Here is a 14,897-nt window from a genome sequence, read left to right as displayed (position 1 = left end):
CGATGAGTTCCCACTCTTTATCGGTTAAGCTGCTGGTGTACGGCATTGACTCGAAGACGGCATTTCTGTTTAATCTTAGCTTGTCATCCGAGATCCCAAATGGATTCTATAGAACAAACAGCAACCTCTGTTTTAACGGTTGTCCCTCCTGTCGGATTTTGGTTGGCGCTATTGAGTGCAATCTTATTTGCAATAGTGGGATACCTGCTTAAGAAATTCAGTCGGCTCTTCTATGTTTATGAGTTTGAACACGCTCACAATCACTGATATACCAACAAGAGTGAGTGCGATCGCCCTATAACACCCTTATTAGGGGACATAGACAACTGCGATCGCTGCTAGCTGTCTAATTATTAGCTTATTCCAATCGCCCTTAGGATCTCGATATTAAGCTCTAGCTTCTCTCCCAACCACAGAGCACGATCGGTGTGGTCTCCCACATCATCGCCTGTTGAGGGGTGGACGAGAATATCCAATCCCTCACGATTGAGCATCAACCAGGGGACAACCTTGCCAAATTGTTCTGGTAAGAACGCAACTTGATACATCGCCTTTGGATGTGGACCAATGGGCTTGTCATGCCAACGTCCGAGTTGCACTTCAAAAGACGCGCCCAATCCTTCACGTACACGCGCCGCCGCATCACGACTGGAGGTATCGAAGTAGATATGAGCATGAAAACCCGTAATCTGGGCAGTATCTTTCATAGCGCTTAGCTCCACTTTATCTGGGCGTCAACTAATCGTAACGGTTGATATTCCTCTGCGGCAGGCAATACTTGCATCATAACTGACACTCTTGTCCGTCTAGTGCGATCGCCCCTTGCCGTAGGTTGGGTTGATAGAGGGAAACTCAACATCCCCATTCGGCAAAGTTTGATCCAATTAGATAATGAACAATCAGTGCGATCGCAATGAGTACACCGTGGTAGTAACTTAACAAACCTAATAGAGTTGCGATCTGCGCTAGCCTTCGGTAACGCCTGCCGTAGGATGCAAGGGAGGGTTGTAGGGCGAATGCAGCAGCGCTGGACTACGTCCCGCTTCGGTAACGCGATCGCACTCTAGGTTTATTGGTAACTAACCAATTGTTGCAAATCACAAATTCATTGTTTCAAATCATAACGTTGATTATATTTCTCTTCGATTATTTGCTCATTGATTATTCCAGTAATTACTATGTGCTATTTGTTGGCAATACCCGCAATACATCAAAAAATCGACCCACACATTTCGATAGGAAAATAGTATGAGCAGCGGAAGTGGATGCCCATTTACGGGCGGCGGTCAGAAATCTCAGCCTCGTCATAGGCCGTCGAACCGAGACTGGTGGCCAAATTATTTGAATCTGAGCATCCTCCACCAGCACACCCCCCAGGCCAATCCCTTGGGTGAGGCGTTCAACTACGCTGAGGAGTTCAAAAGTCTTGACTTAGCTGCCTTGAGGGCAGATATCTTCGAGCTGATGACCACCTCCCAGGACTGGTGGCCAGCCGACTACGGTCATTATGGGCCGCTCTTCATCCGGATGGCTTGGCACAGCGCAGGCACCTATCGGATTGGCGATGGTCGCGGCGGCGCGGGTTCGGGTAGCCAGCGGTTTGAGCCGCTCAACAGTTGGCCAGACAATGCCAACCTCGATAAGGCACGCATGTTACTTTGGCCAATCAAGCAGAAATACGGCAAGAAAATCTCGTGGGCTGACCTGATGGTCTTCGCTGGCAACTGCGCGCTGGAATCGATGGGCTTCAAGACGTTAGGCTTTGCTGGTGGGCGCGTGGACGTTTGGCAGCCCGAGGAAGACATCTACTGGGGTTCTGAGAAAGCTTGGCTCGGCAATGAGCGTCATGAAGGCGATCGCGTCCTGTTGAATCCTCTCGCTGCTGTGCAGATGGGTCTGATCTACGTGAACCCGGAAGGGCCAGACGGGGAGCCTGATCCGATTGGTTCAGGGCGCGATATTCGCGAAACCTTTGGTCGGATGGCGATGAACGATGAGGAGACCGTCGCGCTCACCGCCGGTGGACACACGTTCGGCAAATGTCACGGTGCGGGCGAGGCGACGCACGTAGGTGCCGATCCTGGGGGTGCCACCATCATCGATCAGGGCCTCGGCTGGAAGAACGCCTTCAACACGGGTGTCGGCGTCGATGCGATCACCAGCGGTATCGAAGGCGCATGGACTCCCACTCCGACGCAGTGGGACAACACCTATCTCGAAACTCTGTTCAAATATGACTGGGAGCTGACGAAGAGTCCCGCTGGCGCGTGGCAATGGAAGCCCAAGGGCGACGCTGGTGCGGGTACGGTGCCCGACGCGCACGATCCGTCGAAACGGCACGCCCCCATGATGACTACGGCGGACATGGCGATGAAGATGGACCCCATCTACAACCAGATTGCGCGACGTTACCACGACAACCCGGATGAGTTTGCCGAGGCGTTCGCCAAGGCGTGGTTCAAGCTGACGCATCGCGACATGGGACCGCGATCGCGCTATCTTGGTCCAGAGGTTCCTCAGGAAGAGTTCTTGTGGCAAGATCCCATCCCGGCAGTCGATCATGAATTGATTGATGAGCAGGACATTGCCACTCTCAAAGCCAAGATTCTTGCTTCAGGACTGACTGTTTCTCAACTGGTTTCGACCGCTTGGGCATCAGCATCAACGTTCCGTTGCTCCGATATGCGCGGTGGAGCGAACGGGGCGCGTATTCGTCTTGCACCGCAGAAGGATTGGGAAGTTAACCAGCCAGAGCAGTTGGCAACAGTGCTGCAAACCCTGGAGGGAATCCAACAGGAGTTTAACAGTTCGCAGTCCGGCGGGAAGAAGGTTTCGATTGCTGACTTGATCGTTCTGGGCGGATGTGCGGGCATTGAGCAAGCGGCGAAAAATGCCGGTCACGACGTGACGGTTCCTTTTAAGCCGGGACGCACGGATGCGTTGCAAGAGAAAACCGATGTCGAGTCCTTCGCTCCACTTGAGCCAACCGCAGACGGGTTCCGCAACTACACTAGCGGCAAACACAGCGAATCGCTTGAGGAGTTGCTGGTTGATCGGGCGCAGTTGCTGTCCCTGTCAGCCCCTCAGATGACGGCTCTCGTGGGCGGCTTGCGCGTCCTGGGTGCAAACTTTGGAGGCTCTAAACACGGCGTCTTCACCGATCGGCCAGAGACGTTGACCAATGACTTCTTTGTGAACCTGCTCGACCTGGGCACGACGTGGAAGGCGACTTCTGAAGATGAGTATGAGTTTGAGGGGAGCGATCGCAAAACGGGTGAACTTAAGTGGAGTGCTACCCGTGTTGACCTCATCTTCGGCTCAAACTCTCAACTCCGCGCCCTTGCAGAAGTCTACGGATGTGTGGACTCACAGCAGAAGTTTGTCAATGACTTTGTGGCGGCGTGGGACAAGGTGATGAACTGCGATCGCTATGACCTTCGCACAGTCTTAGCGAAAACCTCTGCGAGGAGTTTTTAAGCCTAGTATCAGCTACGCTAACTTGCAGTAATTTTGAACGCGAGTAGAAGCCAGAGACAAAAATGAGAGCGGCGTTTCAACTTTTCTTGAAACGCCGCTCTCGGCTTTATACCTTGATGCAAAGCTGCTTAAAAACTGCAATTAGGTTCTTGTTGGTGCCTAATTGTGCGATCGTTAACATGACCCAAAGCACACAGAAAATCCAATATATAAAATAGCTGTCCACAACGTTATGTGCAGCTGCATGCAGAGTAAATCTAACCTCTTGATGTACATCGCTACTTGTTCCGAAGCATAACGGCAAAACGCAGCGGCGGTAGATGAACTTGAATTCAGCACCAGTAGCTTTCGTCCGTCCGCTGCCGTGACGTGTTAGGTTGCCTCGCGTGTTAACTATGTGATTAAAACCTTAACTTCTTCAATACTAAGTGGTGGGGAACGTCGATGAATCATGGCATGGCAATTAGGACATACGGGACGTAAATCTTCCACAGGATTAACTTCGTATTCTTCACGAATCTCAGAAAGGGGTCTGAGATGGTGAACGTGAATGAAACCTTCTCCTAATTTTCCAAATATTTTCCCAAAGTTAAAGCCGCAAATATAACAACTTGTGCCGTAGTGTTTAATGCATTGCTGTCTAACAACTGGGTTACGTTCATAAGCGTTGACTGATACTTTACACACTGCCCCCTCTCGTAGTATTGCAGATGCAGGAATCTCATCAGGGAATATTGCTGTCGCAAATGCCCAAATGATTTTGACAGGTGTTATATCTTCAACTTCTTCTGCATTCCCAATTCCAGCAAAGATAAAAGGTTGTTGGTTGTTTTCACGCCAGAAAATATAGGTATCACTATCTAAGCTCAACATGGACTGAATAGATGGATGGTGTAATTGTGAATTAGTTTTTCCATACCACTCCAGTCGATCCCCTACCCATTTATTGGCATAGTCATGTCCTGTTCGTCCAGAGGTTCCAACATTGCAGAAGATAAACCAATCATTACCATGACGCGCATATCCTGTATCCCAATTTCCTCCACGAGTATCTTCAGGGATTCCAATTGCTCGGTAAACATCACGCCTTGTGTAGCTATGCCCAATTTGAAACGAATATGGCATAAATGAGTAACCTTAAACACCTAACAGATGCGCTCGAAATACCAGCCTTACAGACAATCTATGCAGCCTAACTATTTATTATACGGAAACTTTCCGTATAATCTTTTTCTCAATCCTAATACATCAAGCATTATAATGAATTCTTGCCTGAATCTACGGAAAACTTCTTTTTTATCCGCTTATTTAGGTATTAAAGAGGTATTAAAACAAGATTTAGATTTGAAAGTCGATGCAGTTCGTGCAAAGAAATCTAACTATTTACCAACCGTTTTGACAAAAGATGAAGTTTTAGCAATTATTCAAAAGTTATCCGGCGTATATCAACTTTTAATTAAGTTGCTTTATGGCACTGGTTTACGCTTAAGTGAAGGTTTAAACTTGCGCCTTAAAGATGTTGATTTTGCTCAACAACAAATTATTGTGCGCGATACAAAGGAAATGAAAGTCGAGTAACGATGCTACCTGAAAGTATCACTGAAGAATTAAAACTTCATTTACAAAGCATCAAAATTTGTCATTAATGGGCAATCTTTAAAGACTAATCACGACTTATTTAAATGCGTTATTGCACGCAAAAATATCCGGTCTTTAGCTTGGCAATTCACTCTAGTCGGAAACTTAGAATGACTTTGTGGCAGCCTGGGACAAGGTGATGAACTGCGATCGCTATGACCTCAAAGCAGTTCAAGCGACAAGCTCTGCACGGGGTTTCTAAGCCTAGCGTCAGCTAAGCTAACCTGCGGCAATCTTAAACGTGGGTAGAAGCCAGAGACAAAAATGAGAGCCGCGTTTTAAGACAAGTTGAAACGCCGCTCTCAACTTTAGGCCCTGATGTCAAAGCTGCTTAAAAAGCTGTAATTGGGTTCTTGTTGGTGCCCAATTGTACGGGCATTATCACAACCTAGAGCACTGAGAAAACAAAATACACAACAGCTGTCCACAACATTGTGTGGAGTTGCATATAGAGTAGATTTAACCTCTTGATGTACGTCGCTGCTGGTTCCGAAGCATAACAGCTCAAATCAGCGGCGGCAATAATCCCGGATTTAGAGCGAGTGACTCTTGACCGTCCGCTGCATTTGAATAGTTAGGCTTCATTCTTTCTGATTAATGGCACCAAGTGCAGCATGTAATCTCGTTTTCCAATTGGTACACCAGCCATGCGAAGAATATCGTAAGCCGTGACCATATGAAAGTAAAAGTTTGGAATTAGGAATTCATTCACGTAGGCATTACCAGGCAACTCAACGTAGAGGCTCTGACCCAAGTCAATGCGCGTCACCTCAGCTAACTTTGAATCTTCAGCGTTAACACCCAAAAGAAGTTCCTTAGTGTTTGCTATGTGCTCGTATGCCTGTGCAAGAGATGTGACCTCTGGATCTAGATTATTCGCAGGTTTGCTATTACACCAGAGAGCAAAGTTGTGGGGTTGATTGCAGGTGAAAGCAATCTGTGTACCGAACGGAAGCATGTCAGCTGCAATGCGCTTTTGAAGGAACGACTCGTCATCATTAAAGTGAGTCTGAGCTGACTTCAAGAGATGCTCAAGAGTTGTTAAGCGGCTTTGAAAGAGGGTTCGGATTGAATCTATATTCTGGCTTTGCATTTTGCGATCCCTCAAGTCTTTTCTATGAACCCTAGCTGTACTTAGAACAAATTTCAGCCTAACGCTCTTGGTCCGCGGTTGCCAACACTTTATTTAGCTCCACAAGTGGCCGCTGCACCAGGGTTGTTATGCCGCGACCACTTCAGCAGATATCAATCCTCAGTTGATTGCTTGCTGCTCCAAAAAAGTTGAAGCGCTGATTCATCAAATATGTAGGCTGACTCACCCTCCCTAATCACTCGTTTACCAAGCCGAGGAAAAACGCCAACATCAAAGCGTCCTGCTTCTCCACCTATCAGGTATACAAGGTCTTCATCAAATGGATTACGAAGATGATGGGGTTGTTGAGGTAGCCCAAAGCCCATGAAGTCTCCCGGCTCGACCTCGTATTCCACATCTCCAATTTCCGCAATACCCCGACCCGACAAAATGTAAACCCATTCTTCTTCATTCTGGTGAGCGTGGAAGATGAAAGATTCTTTGCCTGATGGTACGCGAGCAATTGTTACACCAATGCGTTTAAGACCGACAGCACGCCCAAGGAAGCGTAAATAAATTTCTGAATTGGGGTTAAGCGGATGATGAAACTCAAACGCATCAATTGAATTGATATCTGATGCTTTCAGCAGAGAATGTTGTTCATCAGTCACGTTGATGTCCTCCTATCAAGTTGGCAAAGGGTCTGAGCACCACAATAAAGCCTAAACCGCTCCGCAGATACCGTTCACCTGCCACCCTATCGAAACCTCAAAATAATTCAATCCTGAACATCGACAGATAGCCCTTCGGTTGCCTCTTTACCGAAGACTCAGTAGCCTAACAAGCTTAAGATCAGCGACGCGGAGTGGCTGTCACACGCTGTGCTTAGGCACGTCATGCGCCATCCACGGAGCGTTCGCTGCATCGCATGGTTAGGCGTTTCCGGGTGTTGCATCAGAGCGTTCCTGCTTCGAGTTGTTCGAGGTAGATGAAGTCCGGGGACTTCACGCCTGCTTCTTTTCGGATTTGGACGAGTTCCGGGGATTCAAAAAAGCGCTTGGCGTCGTCGATGGAAGTCCACATTGAGAAGTGGACAATCCGGTTGGGGTCGTTCTGATACCTGAGGACTTGGAATGACCGCTCACCAGCGTCGCGTCGGATGGATGCGGCACTGTCGAACACCTTCTTCCAAGCTTTGTAGTCAGCGACTTCGTGGATGATTAAAACATATTGCATGAGGGCTTCTTTTTCAGGAGACGCGAGGAAACGCCTAACTATTAATAGACTGAAACTTTCCGCCTAAAATCCCAAATTTACTACTTATGCAGATTATTGCCGCATAATACGCTGCTCAAGCTGAATAGCCAGAATCTTTCGGCATATTTTCAGATTCCTTACAGAGGCGAGCAGATGGACTATTAGATAACAGGACATCTACTTATCTCTATGCAGCCACCTCCTAAGAAATTGCTGAATCAGGTGCGTGATGCCCTTCGTTTCAAGCACTACGCCTACCGTACTGAAGATATCTACGTGCAGTGGATTTGCCGCTACATCCTGTTTCACAATAAGTGCCAGTGCCATCCAAAGGAGATGGGTAAAGCTAAAAAAGCACTACCCAGCCGGGGCAACGACTAATTCGGACTTCGGTGTGACGAACATTCGCAAGTGCGATCGCGAAATTGACACAAATTCCTCCTAAGACTCAGTCACAACTTCTGACTTATTAAACACCTCACGCGATACACGATGTACAAGGCTTGAAGAAACATAGAATAACGTGAATCCAATCAGAGGATGAAGCACCTCTAAATGAAGAGGAGTCTTGAGATGAATGCTGCAAAACTGTAGTCCAAGTAACACGGGTAGACTAGCGGCAAGCGATCGGATTTTGTTCGAGAATGGAGCGAACCACGCCCCTGCCAGCAATATTAGCGACAGGCCGCCATACCCTCGCACGAGCCACACATGAATATTCCACCAGCCAGGATCGGTGAAGTAGGCAACCCCAACGGTTAACACCTGAGCAATTAAGCAGACGTTAAAGAGGATGGAAATCGCGTAAAAGCAGCGTTTTAACCAGCTTGTGGTAGCAATATCGCGATCGATTTCTAGATTTGCAATCATTTCAAGCTACCTGCGTGATTGGTAAATTGAATACTTCAGCCGCATATACCATTGCTTTATTCACCAGCTCTGCACCTGCTTTTTCGGGAGAACCCACATCAAATGGTGGAGCGGGGTCATACTCCATTAATAGCTGCACCAACTTGGCAGTTTCCTCACCATAAAGTACTTTGGCAATCTCCAGACCAAAATCAATTCCTGCGGTAACACCACCACCACTCATACGATTGCGATCGATGACCACGCGCTCAGTACCGACCTGAACGCCCGCTGCTGCCAGTTGTTCGCGAAACATCCAGTGAGTTGCAGAACGGTACCCTTGGAGCAATCCTGCTTTTGCAAGAAACTCAGATCCACCACAAACCGAAGTGATAAATTTTGTCATACTACCCTGTTGCCGCAGGAATGCCAGGATTTCCGGGTCGTCTACAACTGCACTTTGGCCTAAGCCACCCCCAATACAAATGATGTCTAGAGGCGGACAATTGCCAAACGTCGTATCTGGAATAATTTTCATCCCATCATCTGTTTGAATTGGATCTAGCGTTTTCCAGATGCGGTGGATTTGGATACCTGGCAGAGTAGCAAACACGGTTTGCGGTCCAATGATATCGAGTGCTGTCATACCGGGGTAAAACACCAACCCAATGACATATTGTTGCGAGTGAGTCATGAATTCAAATCTCCTAATGGGATTTATGACGAACTGATATTTATACTAGGAATGACAACCCGCTAGGCATAGTCCTCGATCGAGTACTCTTTTCCTCCATGTCAATTTCCTTGAAGCTTTTGTTTGAAGAAATTCATCAGGCAAAGGATGAAGAGGGCTTGCGATCGCACGTCGCACCCAAGATTGGTGAATATTTTGCAGCGAAACGCTCGGCAATTTTTTTCTTTGAACAGCATCTCTCAAGCGATCGCAATCTTCAAAACGTCCTGAGAATTGCCCTCTCAACTGAGCATAATCCTGTGGTGCGTTATCTAACAGAGCGACATGCTCCCGTTCATGAAGCATTAGTAACAACGCCCAAGACTTGGAGATTAATCTGTCCTCGTCCCGATCACTGGCATGTAATGGCGGGACCGATTATCAAGCACGGTCAAATTGTAGGCGTAGTTGGCTGTACTCGTGAACAGACAACGCCTGCTTTTGATAGCGAACACTTAGTCGATTTGAGTGCCATCTGTCTACATTTATCAGTCTGGCTGGCAACTGTGAAGCGACCTGGGACTGCAACAATGTACCCATCGTTCAGCAGGGATCGTTTAACACCTCGTGAGTTGCAGATTGCAGAATTGGTAGCATTGGGGCAAACCAACGCAGAAATTGGCAGTCAACTTTGGATTACTGAAAACTCTGTGAAGCAAGCTCTAAAGCGAATGTTTCGCAAGCTTGAGGTATCATCTCGTGCAGAGATGGTTGCAAAGCTTTCAGATACAAGGATTCATTCATCGTAGGTAAACCCAGGTTGATCGCCTGCCGCAAACAAGTTCTGCATCAAACCGATGATCTTTCGGCAGCCAGCGTGCATGGACGTTGTTAGCTTATGTCTTCCTCGCTAAAGCACCAGCAGTTTTATAATTGGGAGATGCAAAAGCTTACGATAACCCGGCCCGACGACTGGCACCTACACCTACGCGACGGTGCGGCGCTAAAAGCGGTTCTGCCCCATACGGTGCGGCAGTTTGCCCGCGCTATCATCATGCCGAATTTGAAGCCCCCAGTACGCACGGTAGCGGATGCTGCGGCCTATCGCGATCGCATCCTTGCAGCGATTCCGGCTGGCAAACAGTTTGAGCCACTGATGACGCTCTACCTCACCGACAACACCAGCCCCGAAGAAATTATCCGGGCTAAAGAATCCCAGTTTGTCAAAGCGGTCAAGTATTACCCAGCGGGTGCCACAACCAACTCAGACTTTGGGGTGACAGACATTCGTAAGTGCGATCGCGTCTTTGAAGCGATGCAGCAGGTAGACCTGCCTTTACTACTGCACGGGGAAGTGACCGATCAAAATGTTGATATGTTCGATCGCGAGAAAGTGTTTATCGAGCGACATTTGATCCCTCTCAAGCAGCAATTTCCCAACCTGCGCGTGGTGCTTGAACACGTTACAACCTCAGATGCTGTGCAGTATGTTCTGTCTGCCAACAATATCGCTGCAACGATTACGCCACAACATCTATTGTTTAACCGCAATATCCTATTTCAAGGTGGCATTCGCCCCCATTTCTATTGCCTGCCAATTTTGAAGCGCGAGGAGCATCGCTTGGCACTTTTGCAAGCGGCAACCTCTGGCAATCCTAAGTTTTTTCTTGGCACCGATAGCGCCCCCCATCCCCGCAATGGCAAAGAAAGTTCCTGTGGCTGTGCGGGTTGCTACTCGGCTCTGCACGCGATGGAGTTATACACAGAAGCTTTTGAGAGCGTTGATGCACTCGATAAACTTGAAGCTTTCGCCAGCTTCTATGGGTCAGATTTTTATCAACTCCCGCGCAATACTGAACAGATTACTTTGGGCAGAACGACCTGGCGCATTCCCGATGAAGTGCCATTTACTGAATTCGGACTTGTGCCCTTACGGGCAGGTCAGGAGATGACGTGGCAAATGCTTGACGCTAGCATGGCTGAAGCTAATTGATTTGGATGATCGTGTAATAGACATGCTATTCCTTAGTTATTGATGGTCGAAGAATCGGCAAGGACTCTTTACGGCGCAAAAAAGATCTGTTTTGGAGAGGCTAACAGCAAAGCTAACCGGACGGCAACAATCCTTGCAACTTAACAGATAGCTTATGCTCCGTTCCGGTTCAGCGTAGTGTTAGCTGGCGGTTTCTAGTATTGATTTTAAAGTAATTGCGCTGTGCAAGGAAGGTGAAACCCTGCCCGCATGAAAAACTGCCAGACTTAGAATAGGATGAATTTCCTCTGTTCCCTGTGAAGCTAGAAAACTTACTGTTACCCGTAGGACTCCTGGCAGTGGTAGCGATCGCATTTTTCGCCTACAGTGCTACTGCTGCTCCCTTACCAGAAGGATTTCCCTCTCCAACACCAGAAGGGCAAATTGAAGTCAAACAATATCCAGCATACCGTTCTGCCACAGTTCGCTACTCAGGAGAACTCTCAATGGCAGCGAATCGTGCTTTTGACCCTCTCTATCGCCACATCAGCTCTAACAATATCTCCATGACGGCTCCGGTAGAAACCCGTTATCCAGTTAGCACCCTGCAAGCCAGTGAGATAGGCGCACCCAACGAACGGGGTGAAGCGCTTGTTTCATTCCTCTACCGCAGCACTGACATCTACCCTACTGAGATTGCACAAAACATTCAGGTAGAAGACATTGCACCCATGACAGTCATCAGCCTTGGGCTAAAAGGCAGTTACGATTACTCCAGCTACCAAAAGAACATAGAACGGTTACGAGAGTGGTTAGCGCAGCACCCAGAGTGGACTGTCGTCGGCGCACCTCGCCGCTTCTTCTACGATGCTCCCTATGTCCCCGAACCTGTTAAGCGCAGTGAAATCCAAATTCCGATTCGTCGGGTAGATGGCTAGCGAAAAGCAACGACCTCATAGTGTTCCACTGTTGGGAACGGGTCATAGAAGTGATGCAACAAGGAACGCCACTCTTGGTACTCTGGCGATCGCTCTTGGTTTGGCTTCTGGCATGGGGTGAACTCATCCCTACATGCACCCTGGCTCGGATTGTCAATACGTTGAAGTCTTTGTTTCGCTTTGCCCACGAAGCGGGTTATTGCCCCGTTAACGTGGCTTTGAAACTGAAGCCTCCTAAAGTTCGCAATCGCTTAGCCGAACGGTTGCTCACGCAGCAGGACGTTGTGCGATTAATCGAGAATGCTACGAGCGATCGCAATAAAGTTTTGCTGCTGTTAGCCTATACAACGGGGTTGAGAGTTTCCGAGATTTGCGGCTTGAAATGGCGCGATCTGGTTGCCAAAGAGGGCGGGGGACAACTGGTGGTGCGGGGAAAAGGCGGAAAAACTCGCTACATTATGCTCCCGACTCCAGTATGGATGGCTGTAGAACGTTTAAGAGGAACGGCGAGTGCTAGTGACCCCGTGTTTGTCTCGCGCAAAAAAGGGGGACATTTAAGCCGCTCGATGGTGATGCGGATTGTCCGAGCGGCGGCTCTAAAAGCCGGGATTGACGCGCCAGTCAGTCCCCATTGGTTGAGACACGCCCACGCAAGTCATGCTTTGGAGCGAGGAGCGCCGCTACATCTAGTGCAGCATACTTTAGGACACTCGCAAATCCAATCCGTCGCTGTTTATCTCCACGTTCAGCCGATGGATAGTTCGGTGAGATTTTTGAGTTGGATTGTTTCTGAGGGACAAGTCAATCAGGTAGAGGGTAACGAGGTGACAGAAGCGATCGCTCCGATAACAGTGGAAGTTTTACCCGCAAGTCCGATTCCAAAGCTCCCCGAATCGAGGAGTGATCAGGACATAGAAATCAGTTCGGCTGTTGTCGAATAAGCTTAATTGCCAGGAAGCAGCAACCAGACTTTTTTATTATTGAGTTTAGGCGTATCAACCTCGTGCCAAAGGATTTTTGTTCTGCATGGCTGAACTTATAGTTTGTTTAATTCTCCTCAGCCTTGTCTCCGGACGTTTAGCACTTTCAATCCAAAAGAGGATATTCTTTTTGGATGAGTTACTAAATTCATGAAAATACCGATTGGCTATTTCGTTGGTGTCTAATGCTTGCTTTAGGTCTGCCGAAATTATTAACTCTTCTATCGCATCTAACGTGTTCCATGAGCCATCTTGTTTTGCCGCTTCAATTTTTTCAAGACCCGATGGGGTCATCAACCCTTGTTCTATGAGTTCTTGAATATATTGCTTATTTAATTTTGACCAGACGCTTTTCGGTTTTCTGGGTGTAAATATTTGCATATAACGTTCTTTGTCTAAGGATTTGACTTTACTGTCAATCCAACCAAAGCATAGGGCTTCTTTTACCGCTTCGCTATATCGAATGCTGGGCTTACCACTTTTTACTTTGTAGTAGATGAGCCATACACCCAGAGAAGTGTGATGGTTCTTATCCAACCATTCCCGCCATTGTTTGCGATCTCTGGCATGAAAGGTTTCTAGTTTGTTATCAGGTTTTTCCATATGTTGAGCAGGGTTCAAAAACTTCCGCTCTTTCAATAACAAACCATTTGTGATATAAGATTGCTAGAAAGAAGTCTTCTCCCTTCAGGCGATCACAGACTGCCATAAAGCCAGAGAAAAAGGGGTCGTCATCATAGGTAGTATCTTTAAGAAACACTGTCAGCGAATTGCCATCTGCACTCCAAATCGAACGCAAAATCGTGATATTGAGATGATGTGCTCCCTCGACTGGTAGAAGCACCCAACGTCCCTCAATTTCTAAAAACTCTGGTTCGTAGTATCTCAGAACCGACTTCCAATCTTCTGGGCCTTCGTGCTTTTCAATAATCCTGTCCCACCGTACTAACTTAACTTTTTCAAGGACTTCTGGGGATAAATCGGATAATTTCATCCGTTTTTCACCCAAGAGTTAGTATTGACAGTAGAGAATTGCTCAACATTGATTTTATAAATAACGAGTTGAGCAGAGCATAAGAATCCCCATCTACGCCAGTCATATCAATCAATTCCAGCCATCTTTGTGGAGTCATAGTCGGGTCTTGAATGCAATCCCAAAGCGAACCCCTGCTCCAACTTGGTCGTTGCCAATCTCTGGGATAAGACCGCTCTAAAAACCACTGCCATTGGCTAGGATGGTTAAGCATATGCTGGGCTATTTCCAGTTCTGATTCCGCCTCGACAACGCGAAAACTCGATGGATACATCCCTTCGACGTAAAGACTGGTGATGAGATAGAGATTTCCCAGAAAGCTCATCCTTCAATTGTCTCGCTATGCAACTATGCAAGGCTGCTGCCACCTCACCTTTTCTCTTCCAGCAAGTCTAGCCAAATTTTCCTTTAGGGTCGCGCATTGAGACTCACCGGATAGGAACTACAAACATTCCCCTGTGATACCACGCTGTACCGGTTGTCAGCTCTATCGTTCTCCATCGCCGTACCAAGAGCTGACCGTCGGCGCGTCGGTCAGGCAAACTGCCTTTTTTCAAAAGTGCAGTTTTACAATTGGTCATTTTAAAAGTTTTGCATTTTTTCAATTTTGTATATTTGCAAAAAATCAACTTTTCAATATATAGTTAATGAATATCTGCCGACGCTCACCGCGTCACTTGTTCAACGATGCAGACAGTCAGCTCCATATCCTTGGCTGGAGGTCAGGGGAAGACGACAATGGTTTTGTTCGTGGCTCGTCTTTTAGCCGCGAAGGGACATACGGTTTTGGCGATCGATGCCGACCCTCAGAGCAGCCTGACGACTTTCCTGGGTTTCACTGTGGAACCCGACAGCCCCACTCTGCTCGAAGTTCTCAAAAAGCAAGTCGATACTAAGAGGATGTTTTAAAAGTCGGTTAGATAGCAAAAAAGCTCACTCAGTGTAAGCTGCGAATATGTAGTACACAGCACTGAGAGAGCGTTATGAGTAAAGCTTACCCCAGTAATT

The 14,897-nt window shown here is 47.6% G+C and carries 19 protein-coding genes and 2 pseudogenes; 9 read left to right on the top strand and 12 right to left on the bottom strand.

Annotation, left to right across the window (positions count from 1 at the left end; all coding sequences use genetic code 11):
* The coding region (locus tag H6F66_RS28005; RefSeq protein WP_206755369.1) for a hypothetical protein at positions 1-212 on the top strand (212 nt) is incomplete at its 5' end.
* Between the two features lie 141 nt (positions 213-353).
* Here H6F66_RS28005 and H6F66_RS13040 read toward each other — a convergent pair.
* Positions 354-707 carry a DOPA 4,5-dioxygenase family protein gene (locus H6F66_RS13040; RefSeq protein WP_190421868.1) on the bottom strand — a complete coding sequence of 118 codons (354 nt, stop codon included), beginning with the start codon at positions 705-707 and terminating at the stop codon, positions 354-356.
* 541 nt (positions 708-1,248) lie between these two features.
* Between H6F66_RS13040 and katG the strand changes: the two genes are divergently transcribed.
* The gene (gene katG / locus H6F66_RS13035) at positions 1,249-3,477 is read left to right on the top strand and encodes a catalase/peroxidase HPI (protein WP_190421866.1); all 2,229 of its coding nucleotides are present in this window, start codon (positions 1,249-1,251) and stop codon (positions 3,475-3,477) included.
* Between the two features lie 393 nt (positions 3,478-3,870).
* Here katG and H6F66_RS13030 read toward each other — a convergent pair whose 3' ends face one another.
* Complete coding sequence (locus tag H6F66_RS13030) at positions 3,871-4,602, bottom strand: DUF3427 domain-containing protein (RefSeq protein WP_190421864.1); 732 nt, start codon at positions 4,600-4,602, stop codon at positions 3,871-3,873.
* 60 nt (positions 4,603-4,662) lie between these two features.
* Here H6F66_RS13030 and H6F66_RS13025 point away from each other — a divergent pair, with 60 nt between their 5' ends.
* Entirely contained in the window at positions 4,663-5,055 is a 393-nt protein-coding gene (locus H6F66_RS13025) for a tyrosine-type recombinase/integrase (protein ID WP_199295164.1), read from the top strand.
* Between the two features lie 634 nt (positions 5,056-5,689).
* Here the strand turns inward: H6F66_RS13025 and H6F66_RS13020 are convergent.
* The 3 genes from H6F66_RS13020 to H6F66_RS13010 form a co-directional block, all read right to left on the bottom strand.
* The gene (locus tag H6F66_RS13020; protein ID WP_190421862.1) at positions 5,690-6,208 is read right to left on the bottom strand and encodes a DUF1993 domain-containing protein; all 519 of its coding nucleotides are present in this window, start codon (positions 6,206-6,208) and stop codon (positions 5,690-5,692) included.
* A gap of 152 nt (positions 6,209-6,360) precedes the next feature.
* Entirely contained in the window at positions 6,361-6,858 is a 498-nt protein-coding gene (locus H6F66_RS13015; protein WP_190421860.1) for a cupin domain-containing protein, read from the bottom strand.
* Between the two features lie 283 nt (positions 6,859-7,141).
* The gene (locus H6F66_RS13010) at positions 7,142-7,423 is read right to left on the bottom strand and encodes an antibiotic biosynthesis monooxygenase (RefSeq protein ID WP_190421858.1); all 282 of its coding nucleotides are present in this window, start codon (positions 7,421-7,423) and stop codon (positions 7,142-7,144) included.
* Positions 7,424-7,633: 210 nt separating this feature from the next.
* Here H6F66_RS13010 and H6F66_RS13005 point away from each other — a divergent pair.
* Positions 7,634-7,786, top strand: a pseudogene (locus H6F66_RS13005) (phage integrase N-terminal SAM-like domain-containing protein); the annotation flags it as partial.
* Positions 7,787-7,885: 99 nt separating this feature from the next.
* Here the strand turns inward: H6F66_RS13005 and H6F66_RS13000 are convergent.
* Complete coding sequence (locus H6F66_RS13000) at positions 7,886-8,314, bottom strand: DUF6220 domain-containing protein (RefSeq protein WP_190421854.1); 429 nt, start codon at positions 8,312-8,314, stop codon at positions 7,886-7,888.
* A 1-nt stretch (position 8,315) separates the two neighbouring features.
* A complete protein-coding gene (locus tag H6F66_RS12995) occupies positions 8,316-8,987 on the bottom strand; it encodes a DJ-1/PfpI family protein (protein WP_190421851.1) in 672 nt (223 codons plus the stop codon).
* 98 nt (positions 8,988-9,085) lie between these two features.
* Here H6F66_RS12995 and H6F66_RS12990 point away from each other — a divergent pair, with 98 nt between their 5' ends.
* From H6F66_RS12990 to H6F66_RS12980, 3 genes are all read left to right on the top strand, one after another.
* The gene (locus H6F66_RS12990) at positions 9,086-9,775 is read left to right on the top strand and encodes a LuxR C-terminal-related transcriptional regulator (protein WP_190421849.1); all 690 of its coding nucleotides are present in this window, start codon (positions 9,086-9,088) and stop codon (positions 9,773-9,775) included.
* Between the two features lie 131 nt (positions 9,776-9,906).
* Positions 9,907-10,959 carry a dihydroorotase gene (gene pyrC / locus H6F66_RS12985; RefSeq protein ID WP_190421872.1) on the top strand — a complete coding sequence of 351 codons (1,053 nt, stop codon included), beginning with the start codon at positions 9,907-9,909 and terminating at the stop codon, positions 10,957-10,959.
* A 296-nt stretch (positions 10,960-11,255) separates the two neighbouring features.
* On the top strand, positions 11,256-11,876 hold the full coding sequence (locus tag H6F66_RS12980; RefSeq protein WP_190421847.1) for a heme-binding protein: 621 nt from the start codon (positions 11,256-11,258) through the stop codon (positions 11,874-11,876).
* Here the strand turns inward: H6F66_RS12980 and H6F66_RS29330 are convergent.
* Positions 11,873-11,968: pseudogene (locus H6F66_RS29330) on the bottom strand (antibiotic biosynthesis monooxygenase); the annotation flags it as partial. The gene H6F66_RS12980 and the pseudogene H6F66_RS29330 overlap by 4 nt on opposite strands.
* Between H6F66_RS29330 and H6F66_RS12975 the strand changes: the two are divergent.
* Complete coding sequence (locus H6F66_RS12975; protein WP_190421871.1) at positions 11,930-12,817, top strand: tyrosine-type recombinase/integrase; 888 nt, start codon at positions 11,930-11,932, stop codon at positions 12,815-12,817. The pseudogene H6F66_RS29330 and the gene H6F66_RS12975 sit on opposite strands and share 39 nt — an antisense overlap.
* 54 nt (positions 12,818-12,871) lie before the next feature.
* On the opposite strand, the gene H6F66_RS12970 is transcribed toward H6F66_RS12975, so the two are convergent.
* The 4 genes from H6F66_RS12970 to H6F66_RS12955 all read right to left on the bottom strand — a co-directional run bounded on the left by H6F66_RS12970 (position 12,872) and on the right by H6F66_RS12955 (position 14,470).
* The gene (locus H6F66_RS12970; protein WP_190421870.1) at positions 12,872-13,459 is read right to left on the bottom strand and encodes a YdeI/OmpD-associated family protein; all 588 of its coding nucleotides are present in this window, start codon (positions 13,457-13,459) and stop codon (positions 12,872-12,874) included.
* Entirely contained in the window at positions 13,446-13,850 is a 405-nt protein-coding gene (locus tag H6F66_RS12965) for a hypothetical protein (protein ID WP_190421845.1), read from the bottom strand. Before H6F66_RS12965 ends, H6F66_RS12970 begins: the two co-directional genes overlap by 14 nt.
* A gap of 7 nt (positions 13,851-13,857) precedes the next feature.
* A complete protein-coding gene (locus H6F66_RS12960) occupies positions 13,858-14,214 on the bottom strand; it encodes a hypothetical protein (RefSeq protein ID WP_190421843.1) in 357 nt (118 codons plus the stop codon).
* 103 nt (positions 14,215-14,317) lie between these two features.
* Positions 14,318-14,470, bottom strand: coding sequence for a hypothetical protein (locus tag H6F66_RS12955; RefSeq protein WP_190421841.1), 153 nt, complete (start codon positions 14,468-14,470; stop codon positions 14,318-14,320).
* 106 nt (positions 14,471-14,576) lie between these two features.
* On the opposite strand from H6F66_RS12955, the gene H6F66_RS12950 reads away from it, so the two are divergent.
* A complete protein-coding gene (locus H6F66_RS12950; RefSeq protein WP_199295162.1) occupies positions 14,577-14,798 on the top strand; it encodes a ParA family protein in 222 nt (73 codons plus the stop codon).
* The last annotated feature ends 99 nt before the right edge of the window (positions 14,799-14,897 follow it).

It is taken from the genome of Trichocoleus sp. FACHB-6, assembly GCF_014695815.1.
In the GTDB taxonomy this organism is placed as follows: domain Bacteria; phylum Cyanobacteriota; class Cyanobacteriia; order Cyanobacteriales; family FACHB-T130; genus Funiculus; species Funiculus sociatus.
This window is presented reverse-complemented; position numbering and strand designations above follow the sequence as displayed.

Bases quoted from the DNA above. Each gene is read 5' to 3' on its own strand.
- H6F66_RS13040 (WP_190421868.1), bottom strand. From the start codon at position 707: ATGAAAGATACTGCCCAGATTACGGGTTTTCATGCTCATATCTACTTC.
- katG (WP_190421866.1), top strand. From the start codon at position 1,249: ATGAGCAGCGGAAGTGGATGCCCATTTACGGGCGGCGGTCAGAAATCT.
- H6F66_RS13030 (WP_190421864.1), bottom strand. From the start codon at position 4,602: ATGCCATATTCGTTTCAAATTGGGCATAGCTACACAAGGCGTGATGTT.
- H6F66_RS13025 (WP_199295164.1), top strand. From the start codon at position 4,663: ATGCAGCCTAACTATTTATTATACGGAAACTTTCCGTATAATCTTTTT.
- H6F66_RS13020 (WP_190421862.1), bottom strand. From the start codon at position 6,208: ATGCAAAGCCAGAATATAGATTCAATCCGAACCCTCTTTCAAAGCCGC.
- H6F66_RS13010 (WP_190421858.1), bottom strand. From the start codon at position 7,423: ATGCAATATGTTTTAATCATCCACGAAGTCGCTGACTACAAAGCTTGG.
- H6F66_RS13000 (WP_190421854.1), bottom strand. From the start codon at position 8,314: ATGATTGCAAATCTAGAAATCGATCGCGATATTGCTACCACAAGCTGG.
- H6F66_RS12995 (WP_190421851.1), bottom strand. From the start codon at position 8,987: ATGACTCACTCGCAACAATATGTCATTGGGTTGGTGTTTTACCCCGGT.
- H6F66_RS12990 (WP_190421849.1), top strand. From the start codon at position 9,086: ATGTCAATTTCCTTGAAGCTTTTGTTTGAAGAAATTCATCAGGCAAAG.
- pyrC (WP_190421872.1), top strand. From the start codon at position 9,907: ATGCAAAAGCTTACGATAACCCGGCCCGACGACTGGCACCTACACCTA.
- H6F66_RS12975 (WP_190421871.1), top strand. From the start codon at position 11,930: ATGCAACAAGGAACGCCACTCTTGGTACTCTGGCGATCGCTCTTGGTT.
- H6F66_RS12970 (WP_190421870.1), bottom strand. From the start codon at position 13,459: ATGGAAAAACCTGATAACAAACTAGAAACCTTTCATGCCAGAGATCGC.
- H6F66_RS12965 (WP_190421845.1), bottom strand. From the start codon at position 13,850: ATGAAATTATCCGATTTATCCCCAGAAGTCCTTGAAAAAGTTAAGTTA.
- H6F66_RS12960 (WP_190421843.1), bottom strand. From the start codon at position 14,214: ATGAGCTTTCTGGGAAATCTCTATCTCATCACCAGTCTTTACGTCGAA.
- H6F66_RS12955 (WP_190421841.1), bottom strand. From the start codon at position 14,470: ATGACCAATTGTAAAACTGCACTTTTGAAAAAAGGCAGTTTGCCTGAC.
- H6F66_RS12950 (WP_199295162.1), top strand. From the start codon at position 14,577: ATGCAGACAGTCAGCTCCATATCCTTGGCTGGAGGTCAGGGGAAGACG.